Below are 21,200 nucleotides of genomic sequence, written 5' to 3'. Positions count from 1 at the left end.
CTCTTCTGGTTTTCAGCGTTCGGAAATGTTTTAAACGAGAGTCATGCCGTGCTCAGCGAGGATAAAAACTGGTACGTTGCTTCATTCACCTTATTCGTCCACATTCTTCTTCATCCTCAAGCTCACTCATAATCCTCAAGCTCCGGCGGTGCCGTCATCGGCAGCAAAATAACAAAACTTGCGCCACCCTGCGGGCGATTTTCCGCATAAATGTCCCCGTCATGCATCGCTACAATCGCCTGACAAATCGCTAATCCCAGCCCAACGCCCGGCACCGATGATTCTTTATTCCCGCGAGAGAATTTTTCAAAAATCTTCCGCTCCTGCCCGGCAGGTATCCCCGGACCACTGTCCCATACGATAATCTCCAGCCGTGATACCGCCCCCCCAATCTTGCGAGCGCGAATGCCCAGCTCGGCATCCGCCCCGGCATATTTCAGCGCGTTCTCCAGCAGATTCGCCAGCACCCGCTCCATCAGCGGCGCGTCCACGTCAATCAGCAGCAGCTCCGGCGGCAGATCCAGCTGAACGGTACGGTCGGCCAGCGAGGCGTTCATGGTGCGCAGCGTGCTGCCAATCAGCTCATCCAGCGCCATCCACTCGCGCTTAAGGTGGAAGCCACCGGACTGTAGCCGCGCCATATCCAGCAAATTATTGACCAGCCGGATAGTGTTCAGCGTCTGCTCACGCAGCGCGCTGGCCTGCGGTGCATACGGCGAGTTCTCGCTGGCCAGATCCAGGGTCAGGATTTCCGCCTGGCCAAACAGCACCGTCAGCGGCGTACGCAGATCGTGGGAAAGCGCGGACAGTAACGCGTTGCGCAGCTGCTCGCGCTCCGCCGCCAGCCGGGAAGCCGCCTCACGCTGGCTGAGCGCCATGCGCTCCAGTGCGTTAGCGATCAGCACGGTAAAGGTCTCCACCAGCCGCTGCTGCTCCGGGATCATCAGCTGACGCAGATTCAGCGGTTCAAGAATCAGCAGTCCAAGGGTTTCGCTACCGCTTTTTAACGGCAGCATCTGCCAGGGCACGCCGGGCAGCGTATCGGTTCCGGCTCCGGCGGGCTGGCCCTTGTTAAAACTCCAGTGGGCGATGGCGCGATCCGGCTGGGTGCTGAGGTGCGTTTCGCCCACCACCTTCAGCGCGCCCTGTTCATCCGGCAGATGCAGCTCGCTACGCGCCTGTAGGGTGCTTTCCAGGCTGCGCTGCAGGATGGCCGCGATATCCTGCTGGCTGAGTGCCCGGCTGAGCGCTTTTGCCATACCGTACAGGTGCTGCGCCCGCTGTTCGCGATAGCGCGCTACCCTCGCCTGATAGCGTACGCCCGCCGTCAGATTGCCGACGATCACCCCCACTGCCAGCATCACGCCAAAGGTCACCAGATACTGCACGTCCGACACTGCCATGGTGCCGGTAGGGGCAACAAACACCAGGTCAAAGGCAATAATATTCAGCACGGTGGCCACCACCGACGGCCAGCGGCCGTAGCGCAGCGCCACCACCACCACCGCCAGCAGGTAGACCATCACCAGGTTGACGGAATCAACGCGCGGCAGCAGCCAGCGCCCCGCCAGCGTCACCACGACGCACAGCAGCAGCGCCGCCACGCAGCCGTGCAACTGCGCACGCCAGCGGCCATCGTTCGCCGCGTTCTGTCTTGCCAGCGGCGGGCCAACATCCACAGGCGGATCGTCGAGGGCGACGATCAGAATATCGAGATCCGGCCCCATCTCCGCCAGACGATCGGCAAAGCGTTCGCGCCACCAGCGCTTACTGGGGCGGCGTCCAAGGATAATTTTGCCAAGATTATGATCGCGGGCGTAGCGCAGTACCGCGCGGGCTTCGCGGGTGTCGGAGAGGGTGGCGGTTTCCGCACCGAGATCGCGCGCCAGCTGGAGCGTGCGCAGAATGCCGCGCCGCCGGGCTTCCGGCAGGCGATACAGGCGCGGCGTTTCCACGTATACCGCGTGCCAGACGCAGTCCAGACGGCCTGCCAGCCGGGCGGCGCTGCGCACCAGCTTTTCGCTGCCGCCGTTGTCGCCGATGCACAGCAGGATCGCATCGCGGGTGTGCCAGACTTTTTCACGGCCCTGGGTATCGCGCCAGGCGCGCATCTGGTCGTCAACGCGATCGGCGGTACGGCGCAGCGCCAGCTCGCGCAGGGCGATCAGATTGCCCTTGCGGAAGAAGTTTTCGATGGCGCGCTCTGCCCCCGCACCGATATAAACTTTGCCCTCTTTCAGCCGCTGGCGCAGATCGTCCGGCGGCAGATCTACCAGCACCACTTCGTCGGCGGCGTCGAAGAACGGGTCCGGCACCGTTTCCCGTACCCGAATGCCGGTCACGCCGCCCACCACATCGTTCAGGCTTTCAAGGTGCTGCACGTTAACCGTGGTCATCACGTCAATGCCCGCGTCCAGCAGCTCTTCGATATCCTGCCAGCGCTTGGGGTGCCGCGATCCGCGGGCGTTGCTGTGCGCCAGTTCGTCCATCAGGATCACCGCCGGATGGCGGGCCAGCGCGGCATCAAGGTCGAACTCCGGGTAGCGCTGCGGCCCGGTGGCACGACGCGGCAGTACGGTCAGCCCGGCCAGCAGCGCCGCAGTTTCCGGGCGATCGTGGGTTTCAACGATGCCGACCAGCACCTCCAGCCCCTGGCCGCGCAGGCGCTGTGCCTCCTGCAGCATCGACCAGGTTTTACCCACCCCGGCACAGGCACCAAAGTAGATTTTTAGTTTGCCACGGCCCTCATCCGCCGCCTGGCGCAGCAGCGCATCCGGGTCCGGGCGCTGGAGTTCATCGTTCATAATGCTCCCTGTGATCAAAACGGCGAAAAGCCGCACCGGATTAAAATCGCCGTGCGGCCCGTTGCATCAGCCCAGTAAGGCTACCTTTCTTCTACATGGCATCCAGCGCCAGATTCAGCGCCAGCACGTTAACCGTTGGGTCACCGATAAACGCCGGCATCGGCGTGTGGGTCTGCTGCTCAATCAGCTTCTGTACCACGCCCAGCGGCAGCTGCCTCGCTGCGGCAATGCGGGGAGCCTGCCAGCGCGCCGCCTGCGGTGAAATCGCCGGATCAAGCCCGCTGCCGGAAGCGGTCAGCAGATCTAACGGGATCGATCCGGGGGCCTGCGGGTTAGCCGCATGCAGCGCCGCCGCTCGCTGTTCCAGCGCCTGGTCAAGCGCCGGGTTGCTCGCCGCCAGGTTACTGCCGGAGGAGGCTAGTGGATTATAGGGCGCATCACCGCTGGCGGATGGACGCCCCTGGAAGTAGCCCGGCTGGCTGAAGTTCTGCCCGATCAGCGCAGAACCCCGCGGTTCACCCCGCAGCTCAATCAGCGACCCACCGGCCTGATGCGGGAACCACCACTGCGCCAGCCCGTTGGTCAGTAAAGGATAAAACACGCCGACGACCAGCGTCAGTATCAACAGTAAAAACAGTGCAGGGCGACATTGACTCATGATAGTTCTCCTTACGCCAGACCGGTTACGGTCAACAGCATATCGATAAGCTTAATACCGGCGAACGGCACCAGCAGCCCGCCCACGCCGTACAGCCACAGGTTACGGCGCAGCAGCGCCGCCGCGCTCAGGGGACGGTAGCTCACGCCCTTCAGCGCCAGCGGGATCAGGAACACGATAATCAGCGCGTTAAAGATTACCGCCGACAGCATCGCCGAGGTGGGGGAATGCAGGTGCATAACGTTGAGCATATTCAGCTGCGGATAAGTCGCCGCAAAGGCCGCCGGGATGATAGCGAAATACTTCGCCACGTCGTTGGCAATGCTGAAGGTGGTCAGCGAACCCCGGGTCATCAGCATCTGCTTGCCGATGTGCACCACCTCCAGCAGTTTGGTCGGGTTGGAGTCCAGATCGACCATGTTCCCCGCCTCTTTCGCTGCCTGGGTACCGGAGTTCATCGCTACCGCCACGTCGGCCTGCGCCAGCGCCGGGGCATCGTTGGTACCGTCGCCGGTCATCGCTACCAGTCGGCCTTCCGCCTGATACTGACGGATAAGCGCCAGCTTGGCTTCCGGCGTGGCTTCCGACAGGAAGTCATCCACCCCGGCTTCGGCGGCAATGGCAGCGGCGGTCAGCGGGTTATCGCCGGTGATCATGATAGTTTTAATGCCCATTTTGCGCATTTCAGCGAAGCGCTCTTTGATACCGCCTTTGACGATGTCCTTCAGCTCCACCACACCCATCACTTTCGCGCCGTCGCACACTACCAGCGGCGTGCCGCCCGCCCGCGCAACCTGTTCTACCAGGCCGTTAACTTCCGACGGGAACTGGCCGCCGTTACTATCGATATGGCGGCGCACTGCATCCACCGCGCCCTTGCGCACGGCACGCTGCTGCACGTTAACCCCGCTCATGCGCGTCTGCGCCGAGAACGGAATAAAAGTGGCGTCCATGCTGCTCAGATCGCGTTCGCGCAGGTTAAATTTCTGCTTCGCCAGCACCACAATACTGCGCCCTTCCGGGGTTTCATCGGCGAGCGACGCCAGCTGTGCCGCATCGGCCAGCTGCTCCGCCGTCACGCCCGGCGCGGGCAGAAACTGCGTCGCCTGCCGGTTGCCGAGGGTGATGGTGCCGGTTTTATCCAGCATCAGCACGTCAACGTCACCCGCAGCCTCAACCGCGCGGCCGCTGGTCGCAATGACGTTAGCCGCCAGCATGCGGCTCATGCCCGCCACGCCGATCGCCGACAGCAGGCCGCCGATGGTGGTGGGGATCAGGCAGACCAGCAGCGCCACCAGTACGGTAATGCTGACCGTGCTGCCGCCCCAGGCGGAGAACGGATACAGCGTCGCGGTGGCCAGCAGGAAGACGATGGTCAGCGCCACCAGCAGAATGGTCAGGGCAATCTCGTTCGGCGTTTTACGCCGCGTTGCACCTTCCACCATGGCAATCATGCGATCGAGGAAAGTTTCCCCCGGATTCACGCTGCACTGAACCACCAGCCAGTCGGAAAGAATGCGCGTCCCGCCGGTCACCGAGGAAAAATCCCCGCCGGATTCGCGGATCACCGGTGCAGACTCACCGGTGATGGCGCTTTCATCTACCGAGGCACCGCCGGACAGCACTTCGCCGTCGCAGGGAATGATGTCACCAGCTTCCACCAGCACCCAGTCACCTTTGCGCAGGCTATCCGCCGCCACCGGCTGATGGCTGGCCCCGTAGCGCGCTTCGCTGAGTTTTTTGGCAAAGCTGGTTTTGGTCACGCCCTTCAGGCTGTTGGCCTGCGCCTTGCTGCGCCCTTCCGCCAGCGCTTCGGCAAAGTTGGCGAACAGCACGGTAAACCACAGCCACAGGGAAATAGCGGCGGTGAAGCCCGCCTCGCCCGGAGTTTTCCCCGCCGCCATGGCGATCGCCAGCAGCGTGGTGATGACGCTGCCCAGCCAGACCACAAACATCACCGGATTACGCACCTGTACGCGCGGGTCCAGCTTCTTCAGCGCATCAAGCAGCGCCACGCCGATCAGTGCGCCGTCAAACAGCGCCTGTTGATTCCGACTCATCTCGTGATTCTCCGCTCGTTAACGACTGAGCATGTGCAGATGTTCCGCCACCGGCCCCAGAGCCAGTGCCGGGATAAAGGTCAGCGCGCCCACCAGCAGCACGGTGCCAATCAGCAGGGCAATAAACAGCGCACCGTGGGTGGGCAGCGTGCCGTTACCCTGCGGCTGGATTTTTTTGCGCGCCAGGGAACCGGCGATGGCCAGCACCGGAATGATGATGCCGAAGCGGCCCACCAGCATGCAAAACGCCAGCAGCAGGTTCCAGAACGGCGTGTTGGCACTGAGGCCACCGAAGGCGCTGCCGTTGTTGTTGGCCGCTGATGACACCGCGTACAGCACCTCGGAGAAACCGTGGGTGCCGGGGTTCAGCATCGCGCTGCGTCCGGCGTCGGTCATCATCGCCAGCGCACTGCCCAGCAGCACCAGCGTCGGTGTGACCAGGATCGCCAGCGCGGTCATTTTCATCTCCCAGACGTCGATTTTTTTGCCGAGATACTCCGGCGAGCGGCCGATCATCAGCCCGGCAATAAACACCGCCAGCAACACAAACAGCAGCATGCCGTACAGCCCCGCGCCCACCCCGCCAAACACCACCTCACCGATCTGCATCAGCCACATCGGCACCATGCCGCCCAGCGCGGTAAAGGAGTCGTGCATCGCGTTCACCGCACCGCAGGAGGCCGCCGTGGTAATCACCGCGAACAGGCTGGAATTGAGAATGCCGAACCGCGTCTCTTTGCCTTCCATATTGGCAGCGCTATCGGCCCCCAGCGTCAGGAAGTGCGGGTTGCCCTGTAGTTCCGCCCACATCACCACGGCAACGGCGGCAATAAACATCAGCGACATCGCCCACAGCAGCGTGTGGCCCTGACGCCGGTCGCGCAGCACGTCACCGAAGGCAAAGCACAGCGCCGCCGGGATCAGGAAGATCGCCAGCATCTGCACGAAGTTACTCAGCGCGGTGGGGTTTTCAAACGGGTGCGCGGAGTTGGCGTTAAAGAAGCCGCCGCCGTTGGTGCCCAGCATTTTGATCGCCTCCTGCGAAGCCACCGGCCCCATCGGCAGCACCTGTTTTGCTCCCTCCAGCGTGGTCAGTTCCACATAGCCATTCAGGTTTTGCAGCACCCCCTGACTGACCAGGAACAGCGCCATCAGCAGGGAAAGCGGCAGCAGCACAAAGAGGGTGACGCGGGTGATATCACGCCAGACGTTGCCCAAATCGTCCAGCGCGCGGTTGGCAAAGCCACGTATCAGCGCGAATGCCACGGCAATGCCGGTGGCGGCGGAGAGGAAGTTCTGCACGGTTAAGCCGACCATCTGGCTGAAATAGCTCAGGGTACTCTCCCCGGCATAGGACTGCCAGTTGGTATTGGTGACGAAGCTGACCGCGGTGTTCAGCGCCAGATGCCAGCTCAGCCCCGGTAATCCCTGCGGATTAAGCGGCAGGTGGCCCTGATTGAGCAGCATCAGGAACAGCACCAGCAGTCCGACGGCGTTAAACAGCAGGATCGCCAGCAGATAGCGCTGCCAGTTCATTCCGCCCGGCGCAACGCCGCTTACACGCCACAGCAGGGATTCTGCAGCGGAAAAACCCGGCACGGGACAGTCTGCAATCAGCCACGCCAGACCGCGGCCTAACGGACGGGCAAACACCAGCAGCAGCACCATATAACAGCAGATCAGTAAAAAGGCGGAGGCAGCCATCAGAACTCCTCCGCGTTAAGCAGGGCATAAATCAGATAGCCCAACAGGGCAAATACCAGCACGATACCGGTTATTACAGCAGCGCTCACAGCACACCTCCAGAGGCGTTTCAGATGGCTGATATTGTTGCGAGCGGCGTGCAAAGTTGGTGTAAAAATGCGGGGGAAGGGTGTAAAAAAAGTATAAAAATGGCCTGATTTTTTCAGCGATTATTGCTCGCCTGGCAGGGAACCGGCACGCGTAAAGATATCGCCTGCCGCGCCCTTAACGCGAGAAGAAGTATTCCAGCAGCGGTTTCAGCACCGCGCTCTCCGCATGCTGCTGATAGTAAATCAGCGCCAGCCTGTCGGCAGCGGAGTGTAGCTCCGGCACCGGGAGCGAAATCAACCCGGCTTCGCTTTCCGCCTCGGTCAGCGATGGCACCAGCGCCACCGCCACGCCCTGGCGCACCAGCTGCTTCATCACCGGCAGATCGCTGGCCTGCGCCACAATATTTGGCGTCAGTCCCGCCTGGGTAAAGCACTGCAGGACCCGATCGTACATGCCGAAACCGGTTTTACGCCGCAGCAACACCAGCGGCTGTTCCGCCAGCCGTGCCAGCGTGACGGCGGTAAGATCGGCCAGCGCCGAGTCGGCCAGGCACAGCACACGAACGTTCAGCTGGTTGAGCGGAATACTGGCGATATTGTGCGGATTCAGCGTCAGCGGCAGATGGATCAGCGCGGCATCCACCTGCCGCCGCTCCAGCAGTTCTTCCAGCCACGGCGGGTCGCCCTGATACAACGAGAATTGCAGATCGGGATAGCGCGAACGCAGCGCGGCGATGGCTTCGGCCAGCAGGCCAATGCCCATGTCCACGCAGCCCAGACGCACCACGCCGCGCTGCCCTTCGCTAAAGGCACACATTTCGCTGTCGATATTCTGCGCCTGTAGAAGCAGATCCCCCGCCCGGTGATAGAGATAGCGCCCGGCATCGGTGGGGACCATCCCACGCGACGTTCGGTCAAACAGCAACACATCCCACTGGGCTTCCAACTGCTGTATCGCTTTGCTAATCGGCGGCTGGGCGGTATACAGCACCGCAGAAGCCGCCGAAATCGAGCCTTTTTCCACTACCGTTTTGAAGTAATACAGGGGTTTGAGTTTCAACATCGCAGCGTTTTCCTGTGTCTGCTGACCGGATAACTCTTTTTACACCCGCACGGGCGATCAAAACAAAGCGCATCATGCCAGAGCGGCGATCAGGTTTTAAAATCAGGCAGAAAACGCCGCACATCGACCTCTTTGAACCGGCAGCGCTGGAAATGCTCTTTCAGCGCAAACGGTACGGTGCAGTCAAAAATAGTTTTGCAGGCGATACCCTTAGCGGCAATACTCGGGCTGTATTCCGGGCTCTGCGACGGGTCGAGCGGATGGCAGCGCACGCCGGGGATAAAGACGGTATCGACATCGCCCTGATAGCGTGTTTGCATCGCCCACAGCACGTCGTTGCTGTCGAAAATATCCACGTCTTCGTCTACCAGCATTACGTGCTTCAGCTCCGGGAATGCCGCAAAAGCCAGCAGCGCGGCCTGGCGCTGGCGCCCTTCATCCGCCGGGATGCTTTTCTTAAACTGCATCACCGCCATCAGCTTACCGCCACCGGAAGAGTGGGCAAAAACGTTGAGCAGGCGGCCCGGCATCGCCCGCTCTACCATGCCCAGGATACTCGCTTCAGTGGGGATACCGGCCATATTGACGTGCTCTTCGCTACAGCCGATGGTGTGCTGCAGGATCGGATGGCGGCGATGGGTAACCGCTTTTACTTTGATTACCGGTAATGAGGGATTGGCGGCCCCGGTGTAGCCGGGGAACTCCGGCATCGCTTTGCCGGTATTGGTGTTGCGATCTTCCCGATAGCGCACCTCCGGCATCAGTTCCCCTTCGATTACCACCTCCGCATGGGCAATCGCCCGGGCATTCACCGCCACGCCCTGCGCGAGTTCCACCGCCTTACCGCGCAGCGCACCAGCGATGTTCAGCTCGTCAAAGCCCAGCGGCGTGGTTGGTGGCTCAAAGCAGGCGCCGACATAAATCGCCGGATCGACGCCAAGGCTAATGGTGATCGGCAGCGCTTTGCCTGCCGCTTCCGCTTTCGCGCGGAAGACGTCCAGGTGACGCCCGGGAGCAAAATACATCGACAGTTCATCAGGCCCCTGCATACACAGCCGATGAATAGTAATATCCGACTCGCCGGTTTCCGGGTCGGTGGCGTAGCACAGCCCCATGGTGAAATAGGGACCAGCGTCCTCTTCGGTATTGGTCGGCGCGGGCAACAGCGTGCGAATATCAAAGCCCGGCTTGCTGGCGAGGTGAACCACTTCCTGGCAGGGAATGTGCGCACTTTGCGTCAGCGCGGGAGGTATGGGATTTTTTACCGAATTCATCAGCAGATGGCCCAGCCTGTCGGGCTCACAGCCCAGCAGCGCCCCCACGCGGCGGCGCGAGGCCATCACCCCGGTCACCACGCGGAAATCCGCAAAGCCTTTCACCCGATTAAACAGCATCGCCGGGCCTTCACGCGTTGGTCGCCGGGTCGTTCCGGCCGCGCCGACATAACGATACACGCCCGACAGCTCGGCATGCGGGTCAACCTCGGTGTCGGTGCTGACCAGCGCGCCGTCCATTGTCGCCAGCCGCGCCAGCGCGGAGCGGAGATCGTAAACCGTCTCGGTCATGGTTATCTTCCTCAGTGATTCACAGCCCCCAGTATGTGATGCACCCGGCGGCCGTGAATATGACTGAAAAGCTAACCTGCTATACCTTTTGGCTAATGCGTGGCATCAGGACTTCAGCGAGGCATCCGTAATCTTCGTCTTCGGTTTTACACTGCCGGTCACCAGCCACACCGCCACGATAATCACCACCCCACCGCCGATAAAGCCACTGGAGATCGTTTCGCCAAGAAACAGATAGCCCCACAGCACGCCAAAAGGCGGGATCAGGAAGGTGACGGTCAATGTTTTCAGCGGGCCGATATCAGCAATCAGGCGGAAGAACAGGATATACGCCCAGGCGGTACACACCAGTCCCAGCGCCAGTACGCAGAGCCAGACGCCGGGGTGCTGCCAGTCAACCGCCGGCTGGACGGCGACCGACGTGATAAAGATCGGCAGCATAAACAGGGTTGCCCCCACCTGGCTACCGAGCGCCACCAGTTTGGCATCCAGCCCGCCGCGATCGCCGATCCATTTTTTGGTGAGGAACCCGGCTATTGCATAGCAGGCGGTGGCGACCAGACAGGCGGCGATACCCAACAGCACATCGTGGGTCAGCGCCAGGCTGCCGGTGGTGGTCAGCAGCACAATTCCCGCTAATCCCAGCACCACACCGCCCAGCTTACGCAGCGTAAACGGTTCGCTGAACAGCAGGCCGCCGATCAGTACGCCCATCAGCGGTGTGGTGGCATTCAGAATGGCGGAATAGCCCGCGGGCAGCCATTTTGCCGCCAGGCAGTACATCACAAACGGCACGGCGGAATTGATCCCCCCCAGCAGCAGCGCCGGCAGCGCTTTACCATTAAAGGTGAACTTCACTCGCAGGATCAGCAGCAGTGCAACCAGGCCAAGGCAGCCAAAGAAAACGCGCAGGAAGGCGGTATTCAGCGAGCCAAAAACCGGCGTGGCAACCCGCATAAACAGAAAGCTGGCACCCCAGATGGCGGCAAGCAGCAGTAAACGACCCATATCCCCTTGTCTCACTCACTTCTCCCGTTGATAAAAATTCACTGCCGCAGGGCGATCCCGTCAGCGGAAAGAGTAGTTATATGCTTCGTCGTTTGGCAAAACAAGCCGTTATCGGCCATGGAGATTTGTTAACGGAAAGTGGGAGCTGTGTCGTGATCTGGAAAGGTGAGAATGTGAAAGACTTCTCATTAGTCTGCCGGGGTGCTTAAATCCGCTATCTGCACTTTACTTTAAACGATGAAGGGTTGATTCATCATCGATCGGAGGTTTTATGCTGTCCTCACATACCCTTAGCATCGCTATTCCCCGTAACTGGGTCGATTTATATGAAACTATCTGGAAACCGGAATTCTTTCCTAAATGGGCTTCCGGGCTGAGTAAAACGCCGCTGGAGCAGGATGGTAACGTCTGGCGCGGTAAAGGCCCACTGGGCGCGGTAAAAGTGCGTTTTACTGAACATAATCCGTTCTGCATTATGGATCACTACGTGGATACCGGCCTCAGCAAAGAGATTTTCGTGCCGATGCGCATTGTGGCTAACGGCGCCGGATCTCAGGTGCTGATTACGGTGTTCCGCCAGCCGCTGCTCTCTGACGAACGTTTTGCTCAGGAACTGGAGATGGTAAAACAGGACCTGCAGACGCTGCACACCCTGCTGACCACCTGATACCGCGCACAGGGATGTCAGTCATTACAGAAAGGAGAATCTGATGCAGAAAATTATTTTTGACACCGATATCGGTGTGGATGACGCCTTCGCGCTGGCCTATGCGGCGAAAAGCACCGAAATTCTCGGCATTACCACGGTATTTGGCAATGTGCCGGTGGAGCAGGCGGTTAAAAACGCCCGCCTGTTCAGCCAGAAAATCGGCCTGGATGTGCCGATTTATCGCGGCAGCTCCCGCCCGCTGGCCTGCGCGCCTTCCGCTCCCGCCCTTCAGGTGCACGGCAAGGACGGCCTCGGCGGCGTTTTTGATAACCCGTGCAGCGGCGAAGCGGATAACGCCATTAATTTTATTATCAACCGCGTTCGCCAGCATCCCGGCCTGATAACTCTCGTTGCCATCGGACCACTGACCAATATCGCCACGGCCATCAATCAGGCCCCGGATATCGTGGCGAAGGTGGGGCAGCTGGTGATTATGGGCGGTGCTTTTGGCACGCAGGGCCACGGCGGCAACGTCACACCGTTTGCCGAATTCAATATCTGGAAAGATCCGCATGCGGCGGATCAGGTACTCAGTTCACAGTTGAAAATCGTGGTGCTGCCGCTGGATGTGACCCATCAGGTGCAGATTAGCGGAGAAGATATTCGCAGCCTGAACCGGCCGGAGCTGGAGGCGATTTCCCGTGGTTACCTGCAGTACAGCCTGGAGAAAGAAGGGTTCGAAGGGATGGCACTGCACGATACGCTGACTATTTCCTGGCTGAATCATCCCGAATTATTCGGCATTACCGAATCACCGGTGCGGGTGGTGACGGAAGGGATTTCACGCGGCCAGACGCTGCACCGGCTGCATCCGCTGGCTTCACGCGATGACCCATTTGCCGGCGTCGGCATCCAGAAACTGTGCCTGGCGGTGGACAGCGAACGGGTCAAAGCGCATTTCCTGGCGGCGCTACGCGATTAAACCTGCGGGGCTCAGAAGCGGATAACGCCTTTAATCAGCCCGCGATTGTTAATCACCTGCTGTTCGAAAATCTCCGCCAGCGCGGCAAACTCGAAGCGCTGGTTGAGCATCATTTCTGCGGTAATTTTTCCGTCGGCCATCAGGCTGGCGACGCGCTCGAAGTCCTGGCGAGTAGCATTGCGGCTGCCCATCAGCGTGGTCTCTTTTTTGTGGAATTCCGGGTCAGGGATCTGAATGTCGCCCTTATGCAGGCCAACGAACACCAGCGTGCCGCCGTGGGCCGTCAGGCGCACCGCGCCGTTCATCGCTGCCGCATTGCCGGTGGCATCAATCACCGTGGACGGTAGCTGGCTGTTAAACTGGTCACGCAGCTGCTGCGGGAAATCGTCCGTCGCCGCATCCAGCGCCACCAGCTTCAGGTTCTGCTCCACGTGCTGTCTGCGAAACTCGCTGGTATCGGCCACCACCACGTTGGCGCCCGAGGCGTGAGCAATGGCGGCAACGCCCAGCCCGATCGGCCCGGCACCCACCACCAACAGGTTACTGCCCGACTCCGGCGCCGCGCGGCGTACCGCATGTGCGCTGATGGCAAAAGGTTCAACCAGCGCGGCCGCGTCAGGGTCAATGCCCTCTGCCGACAGCAGGTTTTTCACCGGCACGCTGAGGTAGTCACAGAAACCGCCGTCCTGATGCACGCCGATCACCGAGATATTTTCACAGCAGTTGGTTTTGCCGCTCAGGCAGGCTGAACACTGTTCGCAGGAGAGGTACGGGATCACCGCCGCGCGCTGACCAACTTTCCAGCCGCTGACGCCTTCGCCCAGCTCCACCACCTCGCCACAGAGTTCATGCCCCAGCACACGTGGATAGCTGAAAAATGGCTGATTGCCGCCCCACGCGTGAATATCGGTGCCGCAAATTCCGGCGCTGATAATTTTCAGCAGCGCTTCACCCGCAGCAGGCTGCGGTTTATTACGCGTCTGGAAAGCCATCTGTTTCGGCTCCAGACACACCAGCGTATTCATCGTTGTCATGGTTTTTCTCCGTTGTCTGCACAGGGTTATGGCGCAAATCAATCGGCGCGTTTTGTTAAAGAATTGGATCTGTGAGCCAGCGCGCCTTTCGCTGTTCTGAATTGGTTTTTAATAGATAAAAAACCATGAGAAGCCATGAGCCGCACGCAGAACCTTCGTCACAACGTCGTGAATCAGATGCTGGAAGCCATCGTCCAGCAGCATATTCCTTCACCGCTGCCGCCCCAGGCCGCCCTGGCAGAAATGTTTAACATCAGCCGTACCACCGTGCGCCATTCGCTGGACCACTTACAGCAGTGCGGCGTGCTGGAAAAAGTCAACGGCAGCTGGGTGATCGCCCGCCAGCCCGATGATGCCGATGGTTTCGCGGCAACGCTACCCAGGCCGGAAGCGCAGACGAATCTGGTGGAACAGGCGTTTTTTCAAATGATTAACCAGCGCCAGCTGATGGCCGGCGACAGTTTTTCCGAACTGCAGCTGGCGCAGGCGGTGGGCGTTAGTCCACTGGCGGCGCGGGAGTTTCTGCTGCGCTTCTGCCGCTACGGGCTGATTGAAAACGTACGGCGCGGCCACTGGCTGATGAAGAAATTCGACCAGGAATACGCGGAGAAGCTGTTTGAGCTGCGCGAGATGCTGGAGATCCACGCCCTGAAGCGCTTTATCAATTTGCCCGCCGACGACCCGCGCTGGATTGCCGCCCGCGACCTGCTGAGCCGCCACCGCCAGATGCGCGATACAATTGCTACCAGCTATCGTAACTTTTCGCAGCTGGACCGCGAGATGCACAAGCTTATCCTCTCAGCGGCGAACAATCCCTTTTTCGATCAGTCGCTTGAGGTAATTTCGGTGATTTTCCACTTCCACTATCTGTGGGATGAAAGCGACCTGAAGCAGCGAAATATCGTGGCGCTGGAGGAGCATCTGGCGATCCTGACCGCGCTGGTTAGCCGTAATGACGTCGAAGCGATCATCGAATTTCACCGCCATCTGATTACCGCCAAGGAGTCGATGCAGCGCTCAATCCGCCAGTACAGAGGGTGATTTTTTAACCGATCTTGGCTTTTTATCGATAAAAACCATCAACCACAGTAATTAAAAGCCGATTAAAAACCGTAAATCGCCGCCTGCCGCACGAAAAAGATAACAAGTTGGCAACACCGACTTCGGCCGCCACTAGTCTGCTATTCAGCCTCACTTCAACCCTGTTCTGGCCGTGGTTTTAAAGCAGTGCCCCGGCCCGATGCTAATAACAATACTTTTTATACCCGGGGAGTACCGTATGGAAAATAGCCAGACCGTTCGCGGTCAAAACTGCCCTGCCAGCCACAAAGAGCCACAGGCCACCGTGGTGCCAGAGCGCGGTCCGCTGCAGCGCTCGGCGCGCATTAAGCGCGTACAAACCACCGCGATGATCCTGCTGTTCCTGGCGGCGATTATTAACTACCTCGACCGCAGCTCGCTGTCCGTGGCTAACCAGACGATCCGTGGTGACCTGGGACTGAGCGGCACCGAAATCGGTATTCTGCTTTCCGCCTTCTCGCTGGCTTACGGTATCGCTCAGTTGCCGTGCGGCCTGCTGCTGGACCGTAAAGGCCCGCGCATTATGCTCGGCGTTGGTATGTTCGTCTGGTCCTGCTTCCAGGCCATAGCGGGTATGGTGCAGAACTTTACTCAGTTTGTGCTGGTACGCATCGGCCTGGGGATTGGCGAAGCGCCAATGAACCCGTGCGGCGTTAAGGTGATTAACGACTGGTTTAACATCCGCCATCGCGGTATGCCGATGGGTATTTTCAACGCCGCCTCCACCATTGGTCTGGCTATCAGCCCGCCGATCCTCGCGGCAATGATGCTCACCATGGGCTGGCGTGCGATGTTCATTACTATCGGCGTGCTGGGGATTATCCTCTCCATCGGCTGGTACACCATTTACCGCAACCGCAACAACAACACCCTGACCCAGGAAGAAATTAACTATCTGGAAGCGGGCAGCGTGGTGGCGAAAAAAGAGCCGATGACCATGAAAGAGTGGTGCGGCCTGTTCAAGAACCGCACCATGTGGGGCATGATGATCGGCTTCAGCGGCATTAACTACACCGCGTGGCTGTACCTGGCCTGGCTACCGGGCTATCTGCAGGCAACCTACAACCTGGATCTGAAAAGCACCGGCTGGATGACCGCGATCCCGTTCCTGTTTGGCGCGGCGGGCATGCTGCTGAACGGCTACGTGGTGGATGCAGTGGTGAACCGCGGAGCGCATCCGCTGAAAACCCGTAAGGTGTGCATTATTGCCGGTATGCTGCTTTCTGCCGCCTTTACCGCCGTGGTGCCGCATGCCACTACAACATGGAGCGCGGTCCTGCTGATCGGCATGGCGCTGTTCTGCATCCACTTCGCCGGCACATCGTGCTGGGGCCTGATCCACTGCTCGGTAACCGCGCGTATGACCGCCTCGGTGGGCAGTATTCAGAACTTTGCCAGCTTCGTGTTTGCCTCGTTTGCTCCAGTGCTGACCGGCTGGATACTCGATACGACCGGTTCATTCAGCATGGCGCTGACCGTTTGTGCCTGCGTAACGGTGATCGGTGCGCTCTCCTATCTGTTTATCGTTCGCGACCCGATTGTGGATGCCTGATAGACCCGCTGCTGCCGCGCCTTTCGGTGCGGCAGCACATACACCAGACAATCAATTTTTTTGACAAAATTCAGCAAATCAATCCGCTATCAGAATGTCTTCCATCGGCCTATCATTGTTTTCAACGAAGGCACACCGCCTTATACAAACAAACCATCTGAAGGAATGACATTATGAAATCTATCAAAACTTTTGCTGCAGTTATCGCCCTGTCCGTAGTTTCTTTTGGCAGCTTCGCTCAGACCGTTACCGCGACCGGTGCAACTATCGACAGCGCTGAAGCAAAAATTGCCGCTCAGGCTCAGCAGGCCGGCGCTTCTTACCGCATCATTGAAGCCAACAGCAACAACGGCGTGCATATGACTGCTCAGCTAATCAAATAAGGCGTCTTATCGTAGCAGCGGCAGTGCCCGAACCCTGACACTCAGGGGACGGGCATGCTGTAATTTTCGGCCAGTACCGGCACAAAATAATCCACCACCACCACTCTACCCTCCTGCGGTTCCCGGCGATCAATGCGTTCAACATCATAACCGTCACGGCGAACGGCTCCTGCGTCAGGCAGCGCATGCTGATAAATCAGGTCAATAAACTTTTTGTAAAGACGCTCATCACCCCGGTAGCTGAATTTCAAATAAGCCTGCTTTTCAATGCTGAGCTGCATCTGCGCCGCATCGGTCGCACAGGTATTCTGTTCCAGGCACGTCAGATACTGCAATGTGGCACGATCGCCCGTACGGGGTCCGCCCCTGATGATATTGATCAGCCCGTAAAGCATATCCGGCTGCTCGGTCAACGCATTAAGCCGCCGCTGCCAGAAGCTGTCGCGCTCGCGCCAGGAAAAATCCTCAATGGTGTCCAGGGTAAACGCATAGTTGTTCACACAGCCGCTCAGATGTAATCCGTCAAGCTCAACCAGCTCACCTTCCGGCACGTTCATTGCGGTCAAATTGATCGGCGGGCACAGCCCCTCGCACGACCAGTGCGGTGCATCGCGGTATTGAGCTGGCGTGACGTTAAAATGGCGCTTAAAGGTTTTGTGGTAAACGTTATGGCTGGAAAAGCCGTGTTCGCTGCCAACCGAATCGATTTGCTTATCAAACAGCCGCAGCATCACCGCGCTGGAGGTCAGCCGACGCTGCCGGCAGTAGGAGGCCAGCTTTTGTCCGGTAACTTCTTTGAAAATACGCTGCAGGTGCCATTTGGAGTAACCGGACTTCTCAACGAAGTCGTTAATGGTCAGCGGCGTATGGATATTGCCTTCCAGCCAGCGCAGCAGCTGATGCACAACTTCCTGCTTAAATGTGGTTTTCACTCTTTATCGTTCCCCCTGATAAGCGCCAGCAAATCGTCGCGCAGCACCTGCATATCGTGGATGGTGTCACCGCTGACCAGCGACTGAGCAAGCCAGGCACCGTCTGCGGCCAGCCGCACCATCTGATGCAGCGGCAAACTGTCCGTCCGCCGATGGCGCTCAAGCCGCCCTTTCAGCCATGCGGCCCAGCGCTGACACAGCGCCGGAGAAGCCATCATCGGCAGCGACAGCGGTACCCGCATGCTGGTTAAGCCCTGCTGGATTTCGTTAAAGGCAACGATGACGTAGGCACGGCTAAAGCAGCCCGATTGCTGGCTATCTTCAGCAATCAGCCGGTCAATCTCCCGCTCGCTTTCCGCCAGAAAGGCATCAAACATGGCGTCCAGCAGCGCCTGCTTGTGGGGAAAATGATGAAAGAAACCGCCTTTGGTCACACCGGCGGCCTGGGCGACCGCCTGCACGGTGATGCCATTTAACCCGCGACTGACGGCCAGCGCAGCAGCAGATTCAATCAGGGCGTTTCGCACCTGCTCAGGCTGTTTTTTTCGGTTATAGGCCGTTTTGCCCGGCCCCGTGTTCTGAGGTATATCTGATTCAATTAGCTTTTTCATTTAAATTTACAGGTTAATACAAAAAAGATACTGCTCGGTATGTTTCCTGCAAAATACCATAAAATAATGACGCTCAGATAGAACTAATCACCGGGGATAAAGTGAAAAAGCACAGAAATCGCCAAAATCACCAGCAGTACGAAGAATGGAAAAATGAAACTTTTATGCTTTAACACCGGATTGTTAAAAAATATAATCTGAGCATTGTCATATCTTTAGCATCTTAATTCCCTGCCCCTGCGCGTTTTATGATAGTTTTTCCTCATTCATATTCAGTTGGAACTTTCGATGAAGAAAACCACGCTCAACGATATCGCCCGTGAGGCCGGAGTCGGGATCGCTACCGTAGACCGGGTACTCAACCGACGGGCACCCGTGCGTGCCGAAACGGAAAATCGCGTGGTACAGGCTGCAACGCGGCTCGGCTACCGTTTTTCACCGGAATTTCTGGCCGATGCCGCCGCGGATGGCACGTCAGGAACCAGCGGTGCGCTGCGCATTGGGGTGATCCTGCTGTCGCGCGACTACTCCTTCTACGATACTTTTGCCCGCTCGCTGGAAAAACAGGCCTCGCCGCACTGCCAGCCAGGAACGCGGGTGGAATTTGTTTTCCACGATATCCACGCCGTGGAAGCGGCCGCCGCCAGCATTGATGAGATGAGCAATCGTGTAAATACACTGGTGCTGATTGCGCTGGACAACGCGCTGGTGCGGCGTGCGGTGCAGAAGGCGGCAAAGAAAGGGGTAAAAGTCTTTACCCTGCTTTCCGATCTCTCCCCCTGCGATCACACCGGCTATATTGGTCTGGATAACCGCAAAGCGGGCCGCACTGCCGCCTGGATCGTTCAGCGACTGAGCGGCCCACCGGGCAAAGTTGGGGTGATCATCGGCGATAATCGCTTCCTGTGTCAGGAAACCTGCGAAATCAGCTTCCGCTCGTATCTGCGCGAACACGCCACCGGGCATACCGTGCTGGAACCGGTCACCAGCTTTGAAAACGTTGAGCAGGGCTATCATGTCACCACTCAGCTAATCCAGACCCACCCCGACCTGTCGGTAATCTATGCCCCCTGCGGCGGGGTTGAAGGGGTGGTCAATGCCCTGCGCGACAGCGGCAAGAAGGATAAGATCACGCTGATCTGCCACGGCCCGCTGCAGGATGCACAGCTGGCGCTGATCGACGGCACGCTAGATATTATGGTGTCACATCGCCTTGAAGAGCTGGCGGGATCGGTGGTTGAAGCCATGCTGCAGGCAAGTTCCGAGGCGCATGGAAATTTCATTTCACTTCACAGCAGTTTTGAGCTGATTACTAAAGAGAATGTGTAAGCGGCGCAGCGGCTTTTACGGATATGACACGCCGCGGAAGCTCACCGTTTAACCCGCTGATAACGCGAAAATGATATATTTTTATCAAAAAAATCCATCATGATTATTGAGATCGCCATCAAAAAACAAACATTCTATCATTGATGATAATGGAACATTCGTTTGATACTTCCTTCAAATTAAAACAGGAAGGATTGTTTCGTGCCGCTGCAAACACCAAAACACAATATGGCCTACGTGATGGCCATCTGCGCGGTTGCCGCGCTCGGCGGGCTGCTGTTCGGCTATGACTCTTCGGTCATCTCCGGCGCGATTGAACCTATCACGCATCACTATCAGCTTTCCCCGGCTGAAACCGGCTGGGCCGTCTCTAACGTGATTATCGGCTGCGTCATTGGCCTGTTTGGCTTTATGTTCCTGTTCGGCGGGACCTGGGGCCAGGTGGTGTGGACGGTGATCGGCGAAATCTTCCTGACCCGCCTGCGCGGTGCCGGTATGGGCTTCTCTATCTGCGCTATGTGGGCCGGCAATTTCTTTGTCAGCCAGTCCTTCCCGATGATGAACCAGAGCACGTTCCTCAACGATAACTTCCACGGCGGTTTCCCACTGCTGCTGTTCGCGGTGTGCTCACTGGCCTCCTGGTGGTTCGTGAAGGCGCTGCTGCCGGAGACCAAAGGTGTTTCACTGGAAAAAATGGAAGCCCTGATTCTGGAACGCTTTGAAACCACTCAACGCGAAAGCAAAACAGCCACACATTGATTTTAAGGACACCAAAATGACGATTCATATTGCTAACGCACCCTGCAGCTGGGGCGTGGATGACCCAAAAAACCCGCATCTGCCGCCGTATGAGAAAGTGCTGAAAGAAGCCGCGCAGGCCGGTTATAAGAGCATCGAGCTGGGGCCGTGGACCTACTTACCGACCAATCCGCAGGTTCTGACCGAGAAGCTGAATCAGTACGGCCTGTCACTGGTTGCCGGTACTATTTTTGACGACCTGGTCAGCGAAGAGAACTTCCCGGCGATGATTGAGCTGACGCACAACATCTGCCGCAACCTGTCAAAAGTGCCGACCGCGACCAAAACCCACGGTGATAATTTCCCATCGCCGTATCTGGTCATTATTGATTTCGGTAACGCCGAGCGCGCACGCCTGGCCGGCCAGTATGACAAAGCACCGCGCCTCTCCGACAGTGACTGGCAGCGCATGATGTCGCACATCACCGAAATCAGCCGCATTGCGCAGGAGTATGGCGTGCGCCCGGTGATCCATCCGCATGCCGGTGGCTGCATTGAGTACGCCGACGAGATCGAACAGCTGGTGCAGGATCTTCCGCACAGCGTTGCCGGTCTGTGCCTGGATACCGGCCATCTGTACTACTCCGATATGGACCCGATTACCTGGCTGGGCCGCTACTTTGATCGTATCGACTACATCCACTTTAAAGACGTTAACGACACCGTATTCCGCGACGTTATCGCCCGTGAAGTGGACTTCTTCAGCGCCTGTGCGGAAGGCGTGATGTGCCCGATTGGCCAGGGTGCCATTGATTACCCGGCCGTGCGTGCCTTCCTGGCCGAACGCAACTATCAGGGCTGGATCACTATTGAACAGGAGCGCGACCCGCGCAATGCCGACGGCAGCCTGCACGATGTGACCGAAAGCTTGCGCTACCTGAACTCCGTTGGATTTTAAT

19 protein-coding genes are annotated in these 21,200 nt (G+C 58.6%); 8 read left to right on the top strand and 11 right to left on the bottom strand.

Annotation, left to right across the window (positions count from 1 at the left end; genetic code table 11):
* Positions 1–122: 122 nt before the first annotated feature.
* From kdpD to AC07U6_RS02090, 8 genes are all read right to left on the bottom strand, one after another.
* The gene (kdpD, locus tag AC07U6_RS02125; RefSeq protein WP_494761177.1) at positions 123–2,804 is read right to left on the bottom strand and encodes a two-component system sensor histidine kinase KdpD; all 2,682 of its coding nucleotides are present in this window, start codon (positions 2,802–2,804) and stop codon (positions 123–125) included.
* A 91-nt stretch (positions 2,805–2,895) separates the two neighbouring features.
* Positions 2,896–3,462: a potassium-transporting ATPase subunit KdpC gene (gene kdpC / locus AC07U6_RS02120; protein ID WP_494761176.1), complete on the bottom strand. Its 567-nt coding sequence runs from the start codon at positions 3,460–3,462 to the stop codon at positions 2,896–2,898.
* A gap of 11 nt (positions 3,463–3,473) precedes the next feature.
* Positions 3,474–5,522 (bottom strand): potassium-transporting ATPase subunit KdpB, encoded by a 2,049-nt coding sequence (gene kdpB / locus AC07U6_RS02115; protein ID WP_494761175.1) that lies wholly within the window; start codon positions 5,520–5,522, stop codon positions 3,474–3,476.
* 18 nt (positions 5,523–5,540) lie between these two features.
* The gene (gene kdpA / locus AC07U6_RS02110) at positions 5,541–7,226 is read right to left on the bottom strand and encodes a potassium-transporting ATPase subunit KdpA (protein ID WP_494761174.1); all 1,686 of its coding nucleotides are present in this window, start codon (positions 7,224–7,226) and stop codon (positions 5,541–5,543) included.
* Positions 7,226–7,315, bottom strand: a complete 90-nt coding sequence (gene kdpF, locus AC07U6_RS02105; RefSeq protein WP_105593590.1) for a K(+)-transporting ATPase subunit F — start codon at positions 7,313–7,315, stop codon at positions 7,226–7,228. The genes kdpA and kdpF overlap by 1 nt, the downstream gene beginning before the upstream one ends.
* Before the next feature lie 175 nt (positions 7,316–7,490).
* Positions 7,491–8,378 (bottom strand): LysR family transcriptional regulator, encoded by an 888-nt coding sequence (locus AC07U6_RS02100; RefSeq protein ID WP_494761173.1) that lies wholly within the window; start codon positions 8,376–8,378, stop codon positions 7,491–7,493.
* An 89-nt stretch (positions 8,379–8,467) separates the two neighbouring features.
* Complete coding sequence (locus AC07U6_RS02095) at positions 8,468–9,943, bottom strand: UbiD family decarboxylase (protein WP_494761172.1); 1,476 nt, start codon at positions 9,941–9,943, stop codon at positions 8,468–8,470.
* Positions 9,944–10,048: 105 nt separating this feature from the next.
* On the bottom strand, positions 10,049–10,966 hold the full coding sequence (locus AC07U6_RS02090) for a DMT family transporter (protein ID WP_494761171.1): 918 nt from the start codon (positions 10,964–10,966) through the stop codon (positions 10,049–10,051).
* 256 nt (positions 10,967–11,222) lie between these two features.
* Between AC07U6_RS02090 and AC07U6_RS02085 the strand changes: the two genes are divergently transcribed.
* Both AC07U6_RS02085 and AC07U6_RS02080 read left to right on the top strand, forming a co-directional pair.
* Positions 11,223–11,618, top strand: a complete 396-nt coding sequence (locus AC07U6_RS02085) for a polyketide cyclase (protein ID WP_494761170.1) — start codon at positions 11,223–11,225, stop codon at positions 11,616–11,618.
* 43 nt (positions 11,619–11,661) lie between these two features.
* Positions 11,662–12,582, top strand: coding sequence for a nucleoside hydrolase (locus AC07U6_RS02080; RefSeq protein ID WP_494761169.1), 921 nt, complete (start codon positions 11,662–11,664; stop codon positions 12,580–12,582).
* Positions 12,583–12,593: 11 nt separating this feature from the next.
* On the opposite strand, the gene AC07U6_RS02075 is transcribed toward AC07U6_RS02080, so the two are convergent.
* Entirely contained in the window at positions 12,594–13,616 is a 1,023-nt protein-coding gene (locus tag AC07U6_RS02075) for a zinc-binding alcohol dehydrogenase family protein (protein WP_494761168.1), read from the bottom strand.
* A 135-nt stretch (positions 13,617–13,751) separates the two neighbouring features.
* On the opposite strand from AC07U6_RS02075, the gene AC07U6_RS02070 reads away from it, so the two are divergent.
* The 3 genes from AC07U6_RS02070 to AC07U6_RS02060 all read left to right on the top strand — a co-directional run bounded on the left by AC07U6_RS02070 (position 13,752) and on the right by AC07U6_RS02060 (position 16,631).
* Entirely contained in the window at positions 13,752–14,657 is a 906-nt protein-coding gene (locus AC07U6_RS02070) for a GntR family transcriptional regulator (RefSeq protein ID WP_494761167.1), read from the top strand.
* 238 nt (positions 14,658–14,895) lie between these two features.
* Positions 14,896–16,248: an MFS transporter gene (locus AC07U6_RS02065; protein WP_494761166.1), complete on the top strand. Its 1,353-nt coding sequence runs from the start codon at positions 14,896–14,898 to the stop codon at positions 16,246–16,248.
* Positions 16,249–16,421: 173 nt separating this feature from the next.
* Complete coding sequence (locus AC07U6_RS02060) at positions 16,422–16,631, top strand: YdgH/BhsA/McbA-like domain containing protein (RefSeq protein ID WP_494761165.1); 210 nt, start codon at positions 16,422–16,424, stop codon at positions 16,629–16,631.
* 41 nt (positions 16,632–16,672) lie between these two features.
* Here the strand turns inward: AC07U6_RS02060 and AC07U6_RS02055 are convergent, their stop codons facing one another.
* Positions 16,673–17,563, bottom strand: coding sequence for a helix-turn-helix domain-containing protein (locus AC07U6_RS02055; RefSeq protein ID WP_494761164.1), 891 nt, complete (start codon positions 17,561–17,563; stop codon positions 16,673–16,675).
* Entirely contained in the window at positions 17,560–18,174 is a 615-nt protein-coding gene (locus AC07U6_RS02050) for a TetR/AcrR family transcriptional regulator (RefSeq protein ID WP_494761163.1), read from the bottom strand. Before AC07U6_RS02050 ends, AC07U6_RS02055 begins: the two co-directional genes overlap by 4 nt.
* A gap of 288 nt (positions 18,175–18,462) precedes the next feature.
* Between AC07U6_RS02050 and AC07U6_RS02045 the strand changes: the two genes are divergently transcribed.
* From AC07U6_RS02045 to AC07U6_RS02035, 3 genes are all read left to right on the top strand, one after another.
* Positions 18,463–19,503: a LacI family DNA-binding transcriptional regulator gene (locus AC07U6_RS02045; RefSeq protein ID WP_494761162.1), complete on the top strand. Its 1,041-nt coding sequence runs from the start codon at positions 18,463–18,465 to the stop codon at positions 19,501–19,503.
* A gap of 228 nt (positions 19,504–19,731) precedes the next feature.
* Positions 19,732–20,262, top strand: a complete 531-nt coding sequence (locus tag AC07U6_RS02040) for an MFS transporter (RefSeq protein WP_494764408.1) — start codon at positions 19,732–19,734, stop codon at positions 20,260–20,262.
* Between the two features lie 16 nt (positions 20,263–20,278).
* Entirely contained in the window at positions 20,279–21,199 is a 921-nt protein-coding gene (locus AC07U6_RS02035; RefSeq protein ID WP_494761161.1) for a TIM barrel protein, read from the top strand.
* Position 21,200: the final 1 nt, after the last annotated feature.

The sequence above is a fragment of the Erwinia sp. GW821-FHT03D09 genome (assembly GCF_059420805.1).
Note: the sequence above shows the minus strand (reverse complement) of the source record. Positions and strands in the feature narration are given on the sequence as shown.